Origin of the sequence: Streptomyces sp. NPDC058985 (genome assembly GCF_042740985.1) — a bacterium.
Lineage (GTDB): Bacteria > Actinomycetota > Actinomycetes > Streptomycetales > Streptomycetaceae > Streptomyces.
The window spans coordinates 96,665-115,311 of the sequence record NZ_JBHYJX010000014.1 but is presented as its reverse complement, the minus strand read 5'-3'; the positions used below and the strand labels follow the sequence as shown (position 1 = coordinate 115,311).

The window sequence follows — 18,647 nt, the reverse complement described above, 5'->3', positions numbered from 1 at the left end:
CCGGCCGCGGGCGCCGCCGTGGCTGGTCGCGCAGTTCCCCGCGCCCCTCAGGGGCGTGATCCGGACGTCGGCACACGGTGGCACGCCGCGCGGGCGGGAGCCCTGCGTCCGGGTACGTCGCCGGCCGCGGGCGCCGCCGTGGCTGGGCGCGCAGTTCCCCGCGCCCCTCAAGGGCGTGATCCGGACGTCGGCACACGATGGCACCCCGCGCGGGCGGGAGCCCTGCGTCCGGGTACGTCGCCGGCCGCGGGTGCGCCGTGGCTGGGCGCGCAGTTCCCCGCGCCCCTGAGGGGCATGGTCGCGCCCCTTGTCCGGTCAGGTCCGGCGTTCGCCCTCCAGGGGTGGGGTCAGGATCGAGCCGTGGGTGCGGCATTCGGGGCGGCGGCAGTCCGGGGCCGGGCGGCGGACCGTCGTGAAGGCGATCGCGGAGCCCGCCACCAGGACGGCCGCGCAGATCAGCATCGCCGGGCCGAACGCGTCGTCGAAGGCGCGCGCCGACCGGTAGGCCTCCTCGCCCATGCCGGTGAGCAGCGGCAGCGCGGCCACCGCGACGAGCCCCGCCGCGCGGGCCGCCGCGTTGTTGATGCCGCTGGCCAGTCCGGCGCGCGCGGTGTCCACGGCGGCCAGCACACTCGCGGTCAGCGGCGCCACCAGGGTGACCATGCCGAGGCCGAGCACCAGCAGCGCGGGCAGCACGTCGGCGAGGTAGGAGGCGCCCGGTCCGACCCGCAGCATCAGCACCATCCCGGCGGCGCACAGCAGCGGACCGACGGTGAGCTGGAGCCGGGGGCCGAGCCGCTCGGACAGCTCGCCGGAGCGGGCGGAGAGCAGCAGCATCAGGACGGTGGTCGGCAGCAGCGCCGTACCGGCGGCCAGCGCGGACCAGCCGACGACGACCTGGAGCTGGAGAACGGCCATGAAGAAGAAGCCGCCGAAGGCCGCGTACACGCACAGCGTGACCACGTTGATCGCGGTGAACTGGCGGGAGGCGAAGATGTCCGGCGGCATCATCGGGTCGGTGCGGCGCCGCTCGACGGCCACGAAGGCCACCGCCGCCACGACACCGGCCACCGCGCTGAGCGCCACCGCCCAGGACGCGCCGCGCGCCTCGATCAGCGCGTACGTGAGCAGCCCGAGGGCCGCCGCGCCGAGGACCGCGCCGAGCACGTCGAAGCGCGCGTGGGCGCGCTGGTCCGAGGACTCCGGTACGTGCCGCAGCGCGATCGGCGCGCACAGCAGGGCCAGCGGGACGTTGAGCAGGAACACCCAGCGCCAGCCCGCCCCGTCCACCAGCCAGCCCCCGAGGAACGGCCCCACCGCCGCGCCGACGCCCCCGAAGCCCGACCACAGGCCGACCGCCCGGCCCCGGTCGTCGGGGTGGAAGGAGGCCTGGATGAGGGCGAGGGAACCGGGCGTGAGCAGCGCGCCGCCGATGCCCTGGAGGGCACGGGCGGCGATCAGGACACCGGCGTTCGGCGCGATACCGCACAGCAGGGAGGCGGCGGCGAACCACAGCACCCCGATGACGAAGATCCGGCGGCGGCCGAACCGGTCGCCGAGGGCGCCGCCGAGGAGGATCAGCCCGGCCAGCGTGACCAGGTACGCGTTGACGGTCCACTGGAGGGCGGCGAGGTCGGCGTCGAGGTCGCGGCCGATGCGGGGCAGCGCGACGTTGACGACGGTCGAGTCCAGCAGGGCCATGCTGGAGCCGAGGACGGTGGTCAGCAGGATCCACTTGCCTTGCGGTGAGGCCAGCCGGACGTCGGGCATGCCCCCAGGTATACAGCGAGCCCGGCGCGTTCGGCGCCGGGCTCGCTGCACGTCTCGCGGCCGGGTGGCCGCCGGGGACTAACTTGAGAGGGACTACTTGATCCGCGTACCGGCGGACCGCAGGTGACCGCAGGCCTCGACGACGCGCGCGGCCATGCCGGCCTCGGCCAGCTTGCCCCAGGTGCGCGGGTCGTAGGTCTTCTTGTTGCCGACCTCGCCGTCGACCTTCAGGACGCCGTCGTAGTTGCGGAACATGTGGTCCGCGACCGGACGCGTGAAGGCGTACTGGGTGTCCGTGTCCAGGTTCATCTTGACCACGCCGTTGTCCAGGGCGGTGGCGATCTCCTCGGCGGTGGAGCCGGAGCCGCCGTGGAAGACGAAGTCGAACGGCTTGGAGCCGGCCGGCTGCCCGTACTTCGCGGCGACGCCCTCGTTCAGCTCCTTGAGCAGGTCGGGGCGGAGCACGACGTTGCCCGGCTTGTAGACGCCGTGCACGTTGCCGAAGGAGGCGGCGAGCAGGTAGCGGCCCTTCTCGCCGAGGCCCAGGGCCTCCGCGGTGCGCAGTGCGTCGTCGACCGTGGTGTAGAGGGAGTCGTTGATCTCGTGCGAGACGCCGTCCTCCTCGCCGCCGGTCGGGGTGATCTCGACCTCCAGGATGATCCTGGCGGCACGGGCGCGCTCCAGCAGCTCGGTGCCGATGGAGAGGTTGTCGGCCAGGGTCTCCGCGGAGCCGTCCCACATGTGGGACTGGAACAGCGGCTCGCGGCCGGCCTTGACGCGCTCCTCGGAGACGGCGATCAGGGGGCGCACGTACCCGTCGAGCTTGTCCTTCGGGCAGTGGTCGGTGTGCAGCGCGATGTTCACGTCGTACTTCGCGGCCACGATGTGCGCGAACTCGGCGAGGGCCACGGCGCCCGTCACCATGTCCTTGCTGTGCTGGCCGCCCAGGAACTCGGCGCCGCCGGTGGAGATCTGGACGATCCCGTCGCTCTCCGCCTCGGCGAAACCGCGCAGGGCCGCGTGCAGCGTCTGGGAGGAGGTCACGTTGATGGCCGGGTAGGCGAACTTTCCTGCCTTCGCCCGGTCCAGCATCTCGTTGTAGACCTCGGGAGTTGCGATGGGCATCTGTCCGCTCCTTGTATGTGCGGGTGGGCTCGGCTGCTGCTTATGGCCCTGACCTAGGACTGGGGGGCGACGTCATCGTCGGCCCCATCCTTCCAGACGGACCGGGATTACCCGAGTGGACCTCGGAGCGGGCCACGGAATGGCCTCGGAATGGCCTCGGAATGGGCCTCAGTCCAGGCCCAGCTCGTCCTTGTCGTACGCGTACAGGTACGGCACTCCCGCGCCCTGCTCGATCTTCTCGGCGGCGCCCGTCGCGCGGTCGACGATGGTGGCGACGGCGACCACCTCGGCACCGGCCGCGCGCACGGCCTCGACGGCGGTGAGCGGGGAGCCGCCGGTGGTGGAGGTGTCCTCGACGACCAGGACGCGGCGGCCCTCGATGTCCGGACCCTCGACCTGGCGCTGCAGCCCGTGCGCCTTGGCGGCCTTGCGGACCACGAACGCGTCCAGGCGCTTTCCGCGCGCGGCGGCGGCGTGCAGCATGCTCGCGGCGACCGGGTCGGCGCCCATGGTCAGCCCGCCGACCGCGTCGAACTCCAGGTCGTCGGTCAGCTCAAGGAGCACCTGCCCGACCAGCGGCGCGGCCTCGCCGTCCAGGGTGATGCGGCGCAGGTCGACGTAGTAGTCGGCCTCGATCCCCGAGGAGAGCGTCACCTTGCCGTGCACCACGGCCTTGTCCTTGATCTGCTGCAGCAGCGCCGCGCGTACGTCGTCCGTCATGTACGCCAGCTTAAAGGCGGCGCCAGGACCAGGTCGTCGTGGCCTCCAGCGGCTCCAGGGGCGTGACCAGGCGGGGGAGGGTGTTCAGGCCGTTGGGCGGCCCGGTCTGCGGCTCCACGCAGACGGCGGCCTCCTGCTCGTCGTAGACCACGACCCACTGCTCGGGGCTGGTCACCCTCAGCTCCAGCCGCTCCGGCCAGGTCAGGGTGGTGTCGACGCCGTCCGGCATGCCGAAGCAGTCGTCCCAGGGGCCCGGCTTCGGGTCGACGCGGTTGCCGGTGGGCAGGTGGTCGTCGCCGCGCTCCTCCTGCCAGGCGGGGTCGAAGGCGACCGCGACGTCCGCGCCGTCGAGGGTCCGGTTGAACCACGGGTGCCAGCCGACCTGCGCCGGGAAGGACGAGTCGTACGTCTCCACGGACATCGTCAGCGTCAGCGCGTCCCCGGTGAGGGCGATCACCTGGGTGACGCGGCCGGTGTAGGGCCAGGGGTCGGCCAGGTCGTACGTGATGACCGCCTCGTCCGCGGTGACGCGCGCGGTGCGCCAGGCTGCGTCGCGCGCCGTGCCGTGGATGGCGTGCGGCGGGGAGTTGAGCGGCATCTGGTGGACGGCCGCACCGTCCCGGAAGCGGCCGTCGCGGATCCGGCCGCACCAGGGGACCATCGGGAAGCAGCCGTAGCGCTCGCCCTGGCGGAGCAGTTCCGTGCCGCCGACGCGGAGTCCGCCGATCCGGCCGCCGTTGCCCGGCAGCACGGTCGCCTCCGCGTCACCCGCGGTCAGCGTGATGGGTTCGTTACTCACGCCACGACCCTACTGGGGCGATCAAGGGCGCCCCGGTACGCGGGGTAATGCGCAGGGTGGTGCGCGGGGTCCGGGAGGACGCTCAGCGGCGCTTGCGCAGCGCGCGGCCCACGACGATCGCCCCGGCCACGACCACGGCCGCGGCGGGGGCGGCCCAGCGCAGGGAGGCGCCGGCGACGCCCGCCTGGGGTGCGGGGACGGGGGCGTACCGGCCGCGCGGCGGGGCGTGGTCCACCTCCTCGGCGCTGCGGCCGATCATCGTGCGGCGGGCGTGCGCGGCCTCGGCGGGGGGTTCGACCATGTCGGGGGCGGGGGCGTCCGGGGCGGCGGGGGCCTGCGGGGCGGCGGCTCGGACCTCGTCGGCGCCGCCCGTGTCATTCGCGCCGTCCGTGTCATTCGCGTCGCCCGCCTCGGCCGCCTCGCCCGCCTCGTCCGCGTCCTCCGAGTCGAGGGACGGCGGCGGGACCTCGGTGTCGAAGACGGAGGCGGGCGGCTGCTCCTCGGCCGCCGCGGTGCCCAGGTTCTCCGCGAACCGGGTCAGCAGGCGGGCCGTGGCCGAGGTCACCGACTCCTCGGGCAGCTCCGTAACGCGCCCGTCCGCGGTGGCCGTCCCGGCGAAGCCGAGGGTGGCGCCGCCCTCGGCGTCCCGGACGGAGAGGGTCAGGGCGAGCGTGACCGCGCCGGTGCCGCGCGACTCGGTGGCGTCGCCCTCGACGGCGTACGTGCCGTCCGGGCGCGCGGACAGGTGCAGCGCGCCCCGGTAGGTGATGGAGTGGCTGCCGATACGCACCTTCAGCCGGCCCGCGACGGGCTCGGCGCCGGCGTCCTGCTGGAGCCCCGGAACCGCCCGGGCGACCCGCACGGGGTCGGCCAGCACGTCCCTGAGCCGCTCGGCCGGAACCGGAACGAACACCTCATGCTCCATGTCACGGCACCCTACCCAGCGGGCGCCCGGAGCACCCCCCGTCGGCCCGAAGTCACCCGGCGTCCCCCGCGCTCCCCGGCGTCACCAGACCCGTCTCGTAGGCCACCACGACCGCCTGGGCCCGGCTGCTCAGGCGCAGCTTGGACATCGTGCGGTTGAGGTGGGTCTTCACCGTGGCCTCGCTGATGAAGAGGCGGTCGGCGGCCTCGGCGTTGCTCAGTCCGCGGCCCACCAGGCCCAGCACCTCCGCCTCGCGCGAGGTCAGCGTCGCCAGCCCGGGCGGTGGAGCGGCGTCCGGCGGGTCCGTGCGGGCCGGCTCCGACATCCGCGTGAACGCCTCGACCAGACGCCGGGTGACCGCGGGGGCGAACAGGGAGTCGCCGCCGTGCACCGCGGCGACCGCGGCCAGCAGCCGTTCGGGGCCCGCGTCCTTGAGCAGGAAGCCGGAGGCGCCGGCGCGCAGGGCGCCGTACACGTACTCGTCGAGGTCGAAGGTGGTCAGGACGAGGACGCGGGGGGCGGGGTCGGCCGCCTCGGCGAGGATCCGCTCGGTGGCCTGGATGCCGGTCATGCCGGGCATGCGGATGTCCATCAGGACGACGTCCGGCCGGGTGCGCGCGGCCAGTGCCACCGCCTGCGCGCCGTCGGCCGCCTCGCCGACGACCTCCATGCCGGGGGCGGCGCGCAGCAGGGCGGCGAGGCCGCTGCGGACGAGGAACTGGTCGTCGACGACGAGCAGCCGCACCGGACGGTCGTCCGGTCCCTCGGTCGTCTCGTGCCTCGGATGCTCTGGGTCGGTCATTCCCTGACGGTGTCTCCCCGGCGTGCGGTGCCTACCGGCGTCGGCAGGGTCAGGAGCACGCCGAAGCCCCCCTCGCCGCGCGGGCCGACGACGATCGTCCCGCCGTAGAGCTTGGCCCGCTCCCGCATCCCGATCAAGCCGTGGCCGCCGCGCTCGGCGTTTGTGTCCGAATCCATCCCCTCCCGCGGCCCGTCGGCATGTCCGTCGTCGGTGACCGACACGGTCACCTCGCCGGTGCGGTAGGCGAGTTCGACGGTGGCGTCCGCTCCGGGGGCGTGCTTGAGCACGTTGGTGAGCGCTTCCTGCACCACCCGGTAGACGCACAGCTGGATGCCGGACGACAGCGGACGGGGCGCACCCGTGATCCGCAGTTCCACGCGTACGCCGCCGGCGCGGACCCGGGTGACCATCTCGTCCAGCTGGTCGAGGCCCGGCGCGGGGTCGCCGTCGGCGCCCTGGACGCCTTCGGCGCGCAACAGGCCGAGCATGCGGCGGAGTTCGGTCAGGGCTTCGCCGCTCGCGTCCTCCACGGTGTCGAGGGCGGTGCGCGCGGTGCGGGCGTCGGAGTGGAAGACGAAGCGGGCGAGGCCGGCCTGGACGTTGATGACGGCGATGTGGTGGGCGACCACGTCGTGCAGCTCACGGGCGATCCGCACGCGCTCCTCGGCCACCTCGCGCCGGGCCCGGTCGGCCTGTTCGGCACGGAGCTGCCGGGTGAGTTCGGCGGTCCGGCGGGCGACGTACCCGAACCGCCAGAGCACCAGCGGGAATCCGATGGCCTGCCCCACCACGGACGCCATCGCCTCGGCACCGGCGACCACCCCGGCGTAGATCCAGACGCCCGCGAGCAGCGCGGCGCAGGCGGCGGCGGTGCGGGTGGGGCGCAGGGAGGCGACGGTGTAGAGGGCGAGCATGGGGCCGAAGGATCCGACGACGGGCCAGTAGCCGAGGGTGACGTAGAGCGCCCAGCAGGCGTGGACGGTGAGGCAGACGGTGACGGGGGCCCGGGTGCGCAGGGCGAGCGGGAGGGTCAGCAGGGCGACGAGCGACCAGGCGCGCGGATCGAGCGCGGGCCACCCCTGGGCGACGGCCTCGGTGCCGAGCAGGACGGCAACGGTCGTCAGCGCCGCGGCGATCAGGCCGTCGGCCGCCAGGGGATGCAGGCGCATTGCCGCAGCGTAGGTCCACCGCCCGGCGTCGGCGTCCTCCTTTCGCGGTACCGCGGAAGGTGCAGGAACCGGCCGGCTACCGCGGCGGGTTGGCTCCCGTCTCCACCCACGGCCCGATTCCGCGATCGGCCGCGCGGCCCTAGGTTCTCGGTGCGGGCGATCCACAGGGGGGTGTGGCGGTCCGTCCGCACCGGGGGGAGGAGGGCGGGCCGCCGCACGGGTCGCACCCCCGGGTATTGGGTATCCGGTCGTCCGGCCCGGCTCCGCGGCCGGTCGTCCGGCCCGGCTCCGCGCCGCCGACGGGCTCAGTACCGCGGATGCACCAAGGTCGACGGGGGCAGATCCGGGATCCTGGTGCGGGACGCGGCGTCGGCGTCCCGGGCGAGCGACCGGGGCGTGAGGGTGCGCGGGCGGGGGCCCTGCGCCGTATCCAGGCGCAGTGCGGGGGGCGTGCGGGCGGCCAGGAGGAAACCCCAGTCGCGGGGGGCGGGGGGAGCGGCGGCCGTGCGGTCGGGGCCGGGCGTGAAGCCGGCGTCCCGGGCGGCGACGCGGTAGGCGACGGCCGGCAGTCCGGCCGCGCGGAGCGTCGCGTCCACCGTCCAGAAGGTCCGGGGCCGGGCGGCGGCCGGGCCCGCGTGCACCACCAGCCGCCCGTCGGGGGCGAGCACTCGCCGCAGCAGGCCGTAGAACTCCTGCGAGTACAGCTTGGTGCCGGCGGTGATGCCCGGGTCGGGCAGGTCCGAGATCACCACGTCGTACGTCGCGGAGGGCGTCGACCGCAGCCGCCGGAAGGCGTCCTCCGCCAGGACGTGGACGCGCGGGTCGTCGTAGGCGTGCTCGTTGAGGGAGGACAGGCCGGGGTCGTCCCGGGCCAGCCGGGCGAGCCCGGGGTCGAGTTCGACGACGTCGACGCGCTGGACGCCGGGGCGCCGCAGTACCTCCCGCGCGGCGAGGCCGTCGCCGCCGCCGAGGATCAGCACGCGCGCGTGCGGGCCGCTCATCGCCGGGTGTACCAGGGCCTCGTGGTAGCGCCGTGCGTCGCCGCCGCCGGCCCGTGGCCGCCCGTCCAGGAACAGGCCGAGGGACCGGCCGTCGGTGCCCCCGGTGAGGACGACCTCCTGCACGCCGGTCCGGACGGCCACCCGGACGTCCTGGCCGTACACGGCCTGCCGGGCCGCCCGTTCGAAGTCGCCGGCGAGGACGGTGGCCGTGGCGAGGAGGGCGAGTACGAGGAGGTTGGCGGTCAGCAGCAGCCAGCGGGCGCGGCGCGTCAGGTCGCGCCGGAACAGACCGAGGACCAGGGCGGCGCCGACGACCGCGTTGACGGTGCCGGTGAGCAGCGCGCCGGTGAGCTGGCCGAGGAAGGGGAGCAGGACGAAGGGGAAGGCGAGGCCCCCGACGAGCGCGCCGACGTAGTCCGCGGCGAACAGGTCGGCGACGGCGCCGCCCGCGTCCTGCCTGCGCACCCGCTGGATCAGCTCCATCAGCAGCGGCACCTCGGCGCCGATCAGCACACCGATGACGAGCGAGAAGGCGACCAGCAGGAAACGCGGCCCGTCGGCCCACAGGCCGCCCCAGCCGCCGGTCCAGGCGAAGACGGCGTACAGGATCATCGCGCTGGAGCCGCCGACCAGGGCGAGGACCGCCTCGACCGCGCCGAAGCCGGCGGCGGCCAGCCGGCGCAGCCGCTTGGCGGCGAGCGAGCCGAGGCCCATGGCGAAGACCATGACGGACAGCACGACGGACGCCTGGGTGACCGAGTCGCCGATCAGGTAGGAGGCGAGGGCGACCAGTTCGAGTTCGTACACCAGCCCGCAGGCCGCGCAGACGAACACGCCCGCCAGGACCAGGAACCGCGCGAGGGCGGGCCGGACGGGCAGCCGCGCGGGCGCCTGCGGACCGCAGGGGCCGCCCCAGGACGGCGGAGAGCCGGGCGGAGCGGGCGCGTGCGGATCGATCACGCAGTGACGTTACGTCACTCCCCCACCGCGCTTCGTCACCCACACGTGTGAATCTGGCGTCGCGTTCGGCCCCACAGGTTTACCCGGCCCGGACCCCGCGCCGGGCCGCTCCCCGCCCGGCGGCGCTCTCCGGCTCATACCGCCTCATACCGCGGACCGCCTGAGCTGCGACGCCGGCACCCGGACGCCCACGCGGGTCCGGGTCGCCACCACCTGCCCGTCCTGCGGGTAGGCGTGCCAGGTGCGCCAGTGCACCTGGCCGTCGCGCCGCTGGGCCAGCAGCGCGGTGAAGGCGTGCGGGCTGCCCGGGAAGACGCCGGCCAGACCGTGCGGATGGTCGGAGACGAGGGCCAGCAGCTCCTGGGCGCGGCCGGCGAAGGAGCCCGGTGTCAGCACCTCCACCCGGGCGGCGAACTCGTACTCCCAGTCGCCCACCCGTTTGGCGACGCCGAGCGGCAACGGCGTGCTGCTGCCGGGGATGCACGCCACCGTCTCCGAGCAGCTGCCCCGCTCCTCCTCGAGGAGCACTTGATGGGAGGCGCCGAGGAGTCTCAACTGCAGTTTCGCGTCCGTGAGTTCGACATCGAGACAGGCGAGCGCGGGCAGCGGCTCGCGCCCCAGGGCCCAGGCCAGGTCTGCGGCGCGCGTGTCGGTGTAGGCGGTGTTCAGGGTCGTGAGCATGGATCGGCTCCGCAAGCACACAAGGAGAGGAAGATGTGGGGCCCGCGCATCCCGGCCACTGCCGGGGCTGCGGTCCGCGCAGCCCGGTCGGCCGGTCAGGAGGGGGGTCAACAGGTCGTCCGAGGAGCTGCGTTGGTAAGGGAAAACAAATCATGAACAATGGCGCCGCCACAGCGTTTTTACCCAACTTCGTGGGGTTTCCATCCCTCAGGGGGCTCCACTGCTCAACTGTTCAACCAGGGCGCACACCCCGAGCGAACGGAGTGCGCCGGAGCGTACGAACGCCCACCGGGTGTACGGCCCGGTGGGCGCTCTCGGCGGGGCCCGGGGCCCGGTCCCAGGACCGGACCCCTCGGCGGGGATGCGGTTCCCCCTGGCCGGAGCTCAGCTGCCCCGTGTCAGCTGCCTCCACCGCATCCGCCGCCGCCCCCTCCTCCCCCGCAGGACGACCCGCCTCCGCAGGACGACCCGCCACTGCAGGAGTGGCCTCCGTGGTGCCCGCCCGAGGACGAGCCACCGCTGTCACCGGCCCACCAGCTGCCGCCGCCGCTGTCGCCCGTCCACCCCGAACGGCCGCCGCGCCGCGGCCGGACGGTGCGGCCGGCCCGCCGGCCGACCACGATTCCCCTGATCACCAGGGCTGCGACCACGATCAGGATGATGACTGTGATCATGACTCCACCCTCCTTCCCATCCCGGGCGCAGGCCCGGAACGTCCCCCGAAGCAGTCCCCCGTCGGATGCCTCGCTCTTGTGGAATCTGTCGTGAAGCTCGTTGCGTGAACGGGAGATGCCCCTCGCCGCCACGGCCCAAAGCAGAGTTGAGGAAGTCCAGAGCTTCGGCGCAGGATGACCGCCATGACCTCCATGAGCTCCAGCGCCCGCCCCCTTCTGAACCGCCGGCTGGCGGAGTTCGGAACGACGATCTTCGCCGAGATGTCCGCCCTGGCCGTGCGGACCGGCGCGATCAACCTGGGCCAGGGCTTCCCCGACACCGACGGCCCCGAGGAGGTCCGGGAGGCCGCCGTACGGGCCCTGCGCGACGGGCACGGCAACCAGTACCCGCCGGGCCCCGGCGTCCCCGAACTGCGCGCCGCCGTCGTCGGCCACCAGCAGCGGCGCTACGGCCTGTCCTTCGACCCGGACACCGAGGTCCTGGTCACGGCCGGTGCCACCGAGGCCATCGCCGCCTCCCTGCTGGCGCTCCTGGAGCCCGGTGACGAGGTGATCGCGCTGGAGCCGTACTACGACTCCTACGCGGCCTGCATCGCGATGGCGGGCGGCACCCGCGTACCGGTGACCCTGCGCCCGCACACCACCGACGAGGGCGCCGCCTTCCGCCTCGACCTCGACGAGCTGCGCGACGCGGTCACCGACCGCACCCGGCTGCTGCTGCTGAACACCCCGCACAACCCGACGGGCACGGTCCTGAACCGCGCCGAGCTGGCCGCGATCGCCGAGCTGGCCGTGGAGCGGGACCTGCTGGTGGTGACCGACGAGGTGTACGAGCACCTGGTCTTCGACACGGCCGAGCACATCCCGCTGGCGACCTTCCCGGGGATGCGCGAGCGCACGGTGACCATCGGGTCGGCCGGCAAGACCTTCTCCTTCACCGGCTGGAAGGTCGGCTGGGTCACCGCGGCACCGGCCCTGGTCACGGCGGTCCGCTCGGCCAAGCAGTACCTGACGTACGTGGCCTCCGGCCCGTTCCAGTACGCGGTCGCCGAGGCGCTGCGCCTGCCCGACTCGTACTTCGACGACTTCCGCGCGGACATGCGGGCCAAGCGCGAGCTGCTCGCAGGCGGTCTGGAGCAAGCGGGCTTCAAGGTGTTCCGGCCGGCAGGCACCTACTTCATCACCACGGACATCCGCCCCCTGGGTGAGAGCGACGGCTTCGCCTTCTGCCGCTCGCTGCCGGAGCGTTGCGGGGTGGTCGCCGTCCCGAACGCGGTCTTCTACGACCACCGCGAACAGGGCGCGCCCTTCGTCCGGTTCGCGTTCTGCAAACGGACAGAGGTGTTGGAGGAGGCCACGGCCCGGCTCGTCAGCGGGCGTCCGCCTCGGACTCCGGCAACGGGAGTTCGTCGAGGTCGAGAGTGAAGGTGCGGCCGTCGGCCAGCGGAATGGGGAGCTTACCCGTGCGGTACTTGTGGGTGTGGGCCGCGATGTAACCGGTAGCGGTCGGCTGGGTGTGGAGGACGACTTCCTGGGCGTAGGGGTCCACGACCAGGTAGACGGGGATGCCGCAGCGGCCGTACTTGGCCGTGCAGTCGTCGTAGTCCTTACGCGCGGAGGAGGTCGAGACGACCTCGGAGATCAGCAGGACGTCCTCGAAGCTGTAGCGCTTGCCCTCCTTGCGTGCGTCCTCGCGCAAGATCGCCAGATCGGGGGCCGAGTTCTCGTCGGCGGGGAAGTCGATATAGACGTCGGAGGTGACCTTCGCGTGACGGCCGAGAGCGAGAGAGTCGATCTGCATCGACCTGATGGTGCTGGAGCGCTCTTCGCTCTGCGGAGTCATGATCACCTTTCCGTCGGCTCCGAACAGGACCGCGTATCCCTTGGGGAACTCGGTGTGCACGATCGCGTCGAGGCTCATGGACGGCTCCTCCCCGTGTGTGGTCAGAATACGACGGACCGTGCAGCGTCACCGTGCCCGGCGGTACGGCCGGCGGACCGGTTCGGGCGGGCTGCACGGCAGGCGCTCCGACGGTGCCGGAGATCCCCGTCGGCACCTGTCGCACAGCGAGCGCACCGGTGGGGCAACGAGGTGTCGGCGGGGTGGGCCGCGGTGGGGCGACGGGGCGGGTCAGAACGTGGAAGAGCCCGGCCCCCGTGTTGCCGGGGACCGGGCTCGCCGCACGTGGGGCGGACTACTCGCCGTCCTCGTCGGTCGGCTTCTCCGCCTCGTTGACCTCCTGCTCCAGGCCGAGCTGCTCCACGAGCCACCGGTCGAACTCGATGGCGGCCCGCACCCAGCTGACCGTCGAGGAGACGAAGTGCTCCAGGCTGACGCCCATGCCGATCAGCATCTGCGCCTCGCCGATCAGGCGGACGGTGCCGTCGTCGTGGGTGTGGGAGTACACCTTGGGCCACAGGGTGCGCCGGTTCCAGTCGTCGACCGACTCGAGCAGCTGCGGCTTCTCGTCGATCTGGTGGGGCCGGTCGTAGAACGTCCGCACCGAGAAGACCTGCTGGTCGTCCTCACCGCGGAACATGAAGTACGTACGGAACTGCTCCCACGGCGCCGCGAGGTCGCCCTCGTCGTCGACGACGTACTTCAGCTCCATCTGTTCGAGGAGCTGCTTCACAAGATCCTGATCCGGGACGACGGGGCCCGCCGGTCCTTGGGGCTGCGGCTCGGGCTGCTTGCCCCCGAAGTTCGGAATCGAGGACGGGTCGATGGTCACCGTGAATTTCCCTTCGTACGGATCTGGCCATCCTCCCCCATGCGGGGAGGGGCGTGGCAAGCCCGCCGGGAGCCTGTCAGCCCTGGGCTGACATGATCCGGCCGGTCGGGTGGATGTGCGACGGACGGAGGCGGGGACGATGGCGCGCACACCGAGGGCGGGCGGGGGCCCACACGGCGGTGCGGACGTGTCGCGGGGGCGGACCCGGTGGGGGCGGGTGGCCGCTGTGGTGGCGGTGCCGGCGCTGATCCTGCTGCCCTTCCTCATCGCCTTCGTGGGCTTCGTCTTCTCCGAGTCGGACGACCGGGGCGGGGGCGGGCGGGACGAGGGCGGGCGGACGAGCGAGCAGGTCCCCTGCGCCGAGGCGCTGGCGTTCGGCGGAGCGGCCCTGCCGGCCGACGCGCGGCCCACCGGTGCGTGCACGGTGCAGGGCTTCCAGGACATTCACTACAGCGCCGCCTTCCGCATGCCCCGCACGGGTGTCCAGGACTGGCTGATACACACCTATCCGGACGCTCCCGAGCCCGGCACGGAGTCCTGCGTGGGCGCCGAAGCCGATCTGTGTCTGGATCTGGTCCACGAGCAGGGGCTGCCGGCGGGCGTGGACGCGCACGCCGTGCGGGTGCGGGTGGTGCACGAGGACGCCGTGACGGCGCTGGTGCGGTTCACGGCGTTCACGATGTGACACCCGGCGGCCCGCCACCCACCCGGGGTGACGGGCCGCCGACGCCTCCACGGCGCCCTCAGAGGGTCTTGCCCTCCGTCTTGCCCTCCGTCGCCGGCCCCACGATCAGATCGTCGCCGAACCGGTCCACGCGGACGGCGTCGCCGTCCTTGATCTCGCCGGACAGGATCTCCCGGGCCAGCCGGTCGCCGATCGCGGTCTGGACGAGGCGGCGCAGCGGGCGGGCGCCGTACGCCGGGTCGTTGCCCTCCTCCGCCAGCCAGGCCAGGGCCTCGTCGGTGACCTCCAGGGTGAGCCGGCGCTCGGCGAGGCGCCGGGACAGGCCCTCGATCTGGAGCCGCGCGATCCGGCCCAGCTCCTCCTTGCTGAGCGCCGAGAAGACCACGAGGTCGTCGAGCCGGTTGAGGAACTCCGGCTTGAACGAGCTGCGGACCACCTCAAGGACCTGCTGCTTCTTCTCCGCCTCGCCGGTGGTCGGGTCGACCAGGTACTGGCTGCCCAGGTTGGAGGTGAGGACCAGGATGGTGTTGCGGAAGTCGACGGTGCGGCCCTGTCCGTCGGTGAGACGCCCGTCGTCGAGCACCTGGAGCAGGATGTCGAAGACCTCCGGATGCGCCTTCTCCACCTCGTCGAGGAGCACGACGGTGTACGGCCTCCGCCGCACCGCCTCCGTCAGCTGGCCGCCCTCCTCGTACCCGACGTATCCGGGCGGCGCGCCCACGAGCCGGGCGACGCTGTGCTTCTCGCTGTACTCGCTCATGTCGATGCGGACCATGGCCCGCTCGTCGTCGAAGAGGAAGTCGGCGAGCGCCTTGGCCAGCTCCGTCTTGCCGACGCCGGTGGGGCCGAGGAAGAGGAACGACCCGGTGGGCCGGTCGGGGTCGGCGATCCCGGCCCGGCTGCGCCGTACGGCGTCGGACACGGCCCGCACGGCCTCGCTCTGCCCGATGAGCCGCTTGCCCAGCTCGTCCTCCATGCGCAGCAGCTTCTGCGTCTCGCCCTCCAGGAGCCGCCCGGCCGGGATGCCGGTCCAGGAGGCGACCACGTCGGCGATGTCGTCGGCGCCGACCTCCTCCTTGACCATGGTGTCCTTGGCGACCTCCTCCTCGGCCTCGGAGGCGGCCTCCAGGTCGCGCTCCAGGGTGGGGATCTCGCCGTACAGCAGCTTGCTGGCGGTGTCGAAGTCACCGTCGCGCTGGGCCCGTTCCGCCTGCCCGCGCAGTTCGTCGAGCTTCTCCTTCAGCTCGCCGACCCGGTTGAGGGACTGCTTCTCCTTCTCCCAGCGGGCGTTGAGCCCGCGCAGCTCCTCCTCCTTGTCGGCGAGGTCGCGGCGCAGCCGCTCAAGGCGCTCCAGCGAGGCGGCGTCGGTCTCCTTGCCGATCGCCAGCTCCTCCATCTTCAGCCGGTCGACGGCGCGCTGGAGTTCGTCGATCTCGACGGGCGAGGAGTCGATCTCCATGCGCAGCCGCGAGGCGGCCTCGTCGACGAGGTCGATGGCCTTGTCGGGCAGGAAGCGGGAGGTGATGTACCGGTCGGACAGACTCGCGGCGGCCACCAGGGCGCTGTCCGCGATCTGCACCTTGTGGTGGGCCTCGTACCGGCCCTTGAGCCCGCGCAGGATCGCGATGGAGTCCTCGACGGTCGGCTCGGCGACGAGCACCTGCTGGAAGCGCCTTTCGAGGGCGGGGTCCTTCTCGATCCGCTCCCGGTACTCGTCCAGCGTGGTCGCACCCACCATGCGCAGCTCCCCGCGCGCGAGCATGGGCTTGAGCATGTTCCCGGCGTCCATGGCGGAGTCCCCGCCGGCCCCGGCCCCCACGACGGTGTGCAGCTCGTCGATGAAGGTGATGATCTGCCCGTCCGAGTCCTTGATCTCGGCGAGCACGGTCTTCAGCCGCTCCTCGAACTCACCCCGGTACTTGGCGCCGGCCACCATGGCGCCCAGGTCCAGCGCCACCAGCCGCTTCTCCTTCAGCGACTCGGGCACGTCCCCCTTGACGATCCGCTGGGCGAGCCCTTCCACGACGGCGGTCTTGCCGACACCGGGCTCACCGATGAGGACGGGGTTGTTCTTGGTGCGCCGGCTGAGCACCTGCACCACCCGGCGGATCTCCTGATCACGCCCGATGACGGGGTCGAGCTTCCCGTCCCGTGCGGCGGCGGTGAAGTCGGTGCCGAACTTCTCCAGCGCCTTGTACTGACCCTCGGGGTCGGCGGTGGTCACGCGGCGTCCACCCCTCGCCCTGCGGAAGGCCTCCTGCAACTTCTTCGCACTGGCACCCTGCCCCTCCAGTACCTCACCGGTCGCGCCGCCCTTCGCGGCGATGCCGAGGAGCAGGTGCTCGGTGGAGAGGTACTCGTCCCCGAGTTCCTTGGCGCGTGCCTGGGCGTCGGCGACCACGGCGAGCATCTCACGGCTGGGTTGCGGCGGTGCGACCGTGGACCCGGTCACGCTGGGCAGCCCGCCGACGATGCGCTCGGCGCCGGTCCGCACGGCGGCCAGGTCGGCCTCGACGGCGGCGAGCAGGTCGGTGATGTTCTCGTTGTCCTGCCCCTGGAGCAGGGCCAGCAGCAGGTGGGCGGGGGTGAGGTCGGCGTTCCCCTCGGTCACGGCCCGGCTGCTGGCCGCGTTGATGGCGTCCCGGCTCCGGTTGGTCAGCTCGGCGTCCACGTTCTGGCTCTCCTCCGTGTCTCCATGTCTCCCAGTGCTGACTCAGACAACGTACACAAAGTTGAGTCTATTTCACTCAAGGAGGGTCGGCCACGGGTTCCGTGGGGACATCCGGACGGAACCCGGGCGAGATCAGGACGTGATCCGACACGGGCAGGAGCTTTTCAGCCAGGCTCAGGAATCCGCAGTACCCGCACATACCCCTACATACGACAGCGGCGTCACCGTGTTCAGGTCACGGTGACGCCGCTGCCGGGGGGAAGCACCTGAGCGATTTGTTACGACGGGGGAATCGCGTCAGGCGCTGCGGGGGGTGGCCGAGATGGTCCTGATGTCGGAGACCTCCGGCGGCGCGAGCCGGTGGTCCCGCTGGTCCAGGTTCACAAAGATCATTCCGTACCGGATGGCACACCGCACGGGCTGCGGCGCCCCCCGAGGCCGCCGCAGACACCGGTACGCACGCACGTCACCGTCCTCGTCCAGCGTGACGACGACCGGCTCGCCGAAGACGGTCACCATCAGGGAGTCACCGGGGTGGGGGATCGCGGTGACCAGGTCGATGAAGTGCCAGCCGGAGCGGTAGGCGGTGGCCATTTCTCGGCGGAAGGAGCGGTCGTCGGGTGGCGTGGTCATCGCGATCAGTTCCAAGAGGTGTCGTCGGTGTGGTCCACACCAGCGACGACCGTGATCGACCCCGTATCCGCACGAACGTCGCTGGACTTGCCGGCCAGGCTGCTCGCGGCCCCGAACACCACAACGGCGGAAAGAGCAGCGGCAAGAACCGAGCGAAGCATTCTCTTACTCATAGTCGGCTTCGTCCTCACTCGATGGTCTCCTCTTCCCCCGTCGGATAAGACGATGGCTCATTCAGGCACGTCATGGCCACACAATCGGTGCATCATGTTCCTGCATGTTCAGGACCCTGGGGGGTGGAAAATTGGGGACAAACGAGACACAAGTGGCACATCCCCATGCCATAACCGAACTGTGTGACGAAGGCAGCCGAATCTACGTCAGTGCGCTGCGTGCCGGCCGCATCGCTCGCGCTGACGTCGAGTCGGCCCCCTGCCTGATGGACTTCGCACTGCTCCACCCCGACCCGGACGATCCCACGTGGCTGCGCCCCATCCCTCCGACGGTCGCCCTCGCGCAGCGCCTCCACCCGATCGAGCGGGAGATCACGGAGCGCAGGCGTCTCTCCGTGCAACTGGCGGACGCCTTCGAGCCGTTCATGGCAGCCAGTGCACAGAGCACCGGATCCACCCACGCCATCACTGTCCTGGAGGGGAGGGATCGGATCAACTCGGCACTCAATTTGGCCACCTCAGAGTGCCAGTCCGAGGTGCTCACGGTGCAGCCCGGCGGTCGTCGGCTGGAGAGCAATCTCCTGAAGGGCCTTGAACGTGACAGGCCGCTGATCGAAAGAGGGGTTCGGCTGCGAACCCTCTATCAGCACACCGCCCGACACAGTCCTGAGACACTCGCTTACGTGGACCAGATCGCGAACGGCAAGGTCGAGGTTCGCACCATCGACGAGTTGGTCGAGCGACTCATTATCTGTGACGAGACGGTCGCCTTCATCCCGACCCGGGAAGACCGGCAAGTCGCCCTGGAGCTGCGCCACCCTGGCCTGGTCCGCTACCTGGTCAAAGTCTTCGAGTTCATGTGGGCACGCGCGGTTCCGCTCAATGTCGGCACGCCTTACGAACCGGCCCCCGACGGCATCACAGACATCCAGCACTCCATCGCCAAACTCCTCGTTGAGGGACACGTCGACGAGGCCATCGCCCGCCGCTTGGGCATGAACGTCCGCACCTGCCGTGCCCACATCGCCAAACTGGCCCTGGCCCTGGGAAGCGGCAGCCGCGCCCAACTCGGCTTTCTCATAGCCCAGTCCGGGATCCTGGAGAAGGACCACTGATCCCAATCGCAG

The 18,647-nt window shown here is 72.1% G+C and carries 18 protein-coding genes; 3 read left to right on the top strand and 15 right to left on the bottom strand.

Translation table 11 applies throughout. The annotated features are described in order from the left end of the window. Positions 1-315: 315 nt before the first annotated feature. From ACFW01_RS15595 to ACFW01_RS15550, 10 genes are all read right to left on the bottom strand, one after another. Positions 316-1,770 (bottom strand): MFS transporter, encoded by a 1,455-nt coding sequence (locus ACFW01_RS15595; protein ID WP_384504010.1) that lies wholly within the window; start codon positions 1,768-1,770, stop codon positions 316-318. A 93-nt stretch (positions 1,771-1,863) separates the two neighbouring features. Further along, positions 1,864-2,895 (bottom strand): class II fructose-bisphosphate aldolase, encoded by a 1,032-nt coding sequence (gene fbaA / locus ACFW01_RS15590; RefSeq protein WP_234959373.1) that lies wholly within the window; start codon positions 2,893-2,895, stop codon positions 1,864-1,866. Positions 2,896-3,063: 168 nt separating this feature from the next. Next, a complete protein-coding gene (gene pyrE, locus ACFW01_RS15585; protein WP_234959372.1) occupies positions 3,064-3,615 on the bottom strand; it encodes an orotate phosphoribosyltransferase in 552 nt (183 codons plus the stop codon). Positions 3,616-3,625: 10 nt separating this feature from the next. Further along, positions 3,626-4,414 carry an aldose 1-epimerase gene (locus ACFW01_RS15580; RefSeq protein ID WP_234959371.1) on the bottom strand — a complete coding sequence of 263 codons (789 nt, stop codon included), beginning with the start codon at positions 4,412-4,414 and terminating at the stop codon, positions 3,626-3,628. Positions 4,415-4,496: 82 nt separating this feature from the next. Further along, the gene (locus tag ACFW01_RS15575; RefSeq protein WP_384504008.1) at positions 4,497-5,339 is read right to left on the bottom strand and encodes an SRPBCC domain-containing protein; all 843 of its coding nucleotides are present in this window, start codon (positions 5,337-5,339) and stop codon (positions 4,497-4,499) included. Between the two features lie 52 nt (positions 5,340-5,391). Beyond that, on the bottom strand, positions 5,392-6,141 hold the full coding sequence (locus ACFW01_RS15570) for a response regulator transcription factor (protein ID WP_234959369.1): 750 nt from the start codon (positions 6,139-6,141) through the stop codon (positions 5,392-5,394). Further along, positions 6,138-7,310, bottom strand: a complete 1,173-nt coding sequence (locus ACFW01_RS15565; RefSeq protein ID WP_384504006.1) for a sensor histidine kinase — start codon at positions 7,308-7,310, stop codon at positions 6,138-6,140. The genes ACFW01_RS15570 and ACFW01_RS15565 overlap by 4 nt, the downstream gene beginning before the upstream one ends. Before the next feature lie 305 nt (positions 7,311-7,615). Further along, entirely contained in the window at positions 7,616-9,271 is a 1,656-nt protein-coding gene (locus tag ACFW01_RS15560; protein ID WP_234959367.1) for a polyamine aminopropyltransferase, read from the bottom strand. 144 nt (positions 9,272-9,415) lie between these two features. Continuing rightward, complete coding sequence (locus tag ACFW01_RS15555; RefSeq protein WP_234959366.1) at positions 9,416-9,952, bottom strand: DUF2617 family protein; 537 nt, start codon at positions 9,950-9,952, stop codon at positions 9,416-9,418. A 398-nt stretch (positions 9,953-10,350) separates the two neighbouring features. Beyond that, on the bottom strand, positions 10,351-10,626 hold the full coding sequence (locus ACFW01_RS15550) for a hypothetical protein (protein ID WP_234959365.1): 276 nt from the start codon (positions 10,624-10,626) through the stop codon (positions 10,351-10,353). Between the two features lie 183 nt (positions 10,627-10,809). Between ACFW01_RS15550 and ACFW01_RS15545 the strand changes: the two genes are divergently transcribed. Then, positions 10,810-12,051 (top strand): pyridoxal phosphate-dependent aminotransferase, encoded by a 1,242-nt coding sequence (locus ACFW01_RS15545; protein WP_384504003.1) that lies wholly within the window; start codon positions 10,810-10,812, stop codon positions 12,049-12,051. Here ACFW01_RS15545 and ACFW01_RS15540 read toward each other — a convergent pair. Both ACFW01_RS15540 and ACFW01_RS15535 read right to left on the bottom strand, forming a co-directional pair. Continuing rightward, entirely contained in the window at positions 11,996-12,547 is a 552-nt protein-coding gene (locus ACFW01_RS15540) for a Uma2 family endonuclease (protein WP_384504001.1), read from the bottom strand. The two genes, ACFW01_RS15545 and ACFW01_RS15540, sit on opposite strands and share 56 nt — an antisense overlap. A 274-nt stretch (positions 12,548-12,821) precedes the next feature. Then, a complete protein-coding gene (locus ACFW01_RS15535; RefSeq protein ID WP_234959362.1) occupies positions 12,822-13,358 on the bottom strand; it encodes a YbjN domain-containing protein in 537 nt (178 codons plus the stop codon). A 217-nt stretch (positions 13,359-13,575) separates the two neighbouring features. Between ACFW01_RS15535 and ACFW01_RS15530 the strand changes: the two genes are divergently transcribed. Beyond that, a complete protein-coding gene (locus ACFW01_RS15530) occupies positions 13,576-14,043 on the top strand; it encodes a hypothetical protein (protein WP_384503999.1) in 468 nt (155 codons plus the stop codon). Between the two features lie 58 nt (positions 14,044-14,101). Here the strand turns inward: ACFW01_RS15530 and clpB are convergent, their stop codons facing one another. The 3 genes from clpB to ACFW01_RS15515 all read right to left on the bottom strand — a co-directional run bounded on the left by clpB (position 14,102) and on the right by ACFW01_RS15515 (position 17,538). Further along, positions 14,102-16,714 (bottom strand): ATP-dependent chaperone ClpB, encoded by a 2,613-nt coding sequence (gene clpB / locus ACFW01_RS15525; RefSeq protein WP_384503997.1) that lies wholly within the window; start codon positions 16,712-16,714, stop codon positions 14,102-14,104. A gap of 297 nt (positions 16,715-17,011) precedes the next feature. After that, positions 17,012-17,347, bottom strand: a complete 336-nt coding sequence (locus ACFW01_RS15520; RefSeq protein WP_125494939.1) for a hypothetical protein — start codon at positions 17,345-17,347, stop codon at positions 17,012-17,014. Positions 17,348-17,352: 5 nt separating this feature from the next. Next, positions 17,353-17,538, bottom strand: coding sequence for a hypothetical protein (locus ACFW01_RS15515; protein ID WP_234959359.1), 186 nt, complete (start codon positions 17,536-17,538; stop codon positions 17,353-17,355). Between the two features lie 86 nt (positions 17,539-17,624). Here ACFW01_RS15515 and ACFW01_RS15510 point away from each other — a divergent pair, with 86 nt between their 5' ends. Beyond that, a complete protein-coding gene (locus tag ACFW01_RS15510) occupies positions 17,625-18,635 on the top strand; it encodes a helix-turn-helix transcriptional regulator (protein WP_234959358.1) in 1,011 nt (336 codons plus the stop codon). The last annotated feature ends 12 nt before the right edge of the window (positions 18,636-18,647 follow it).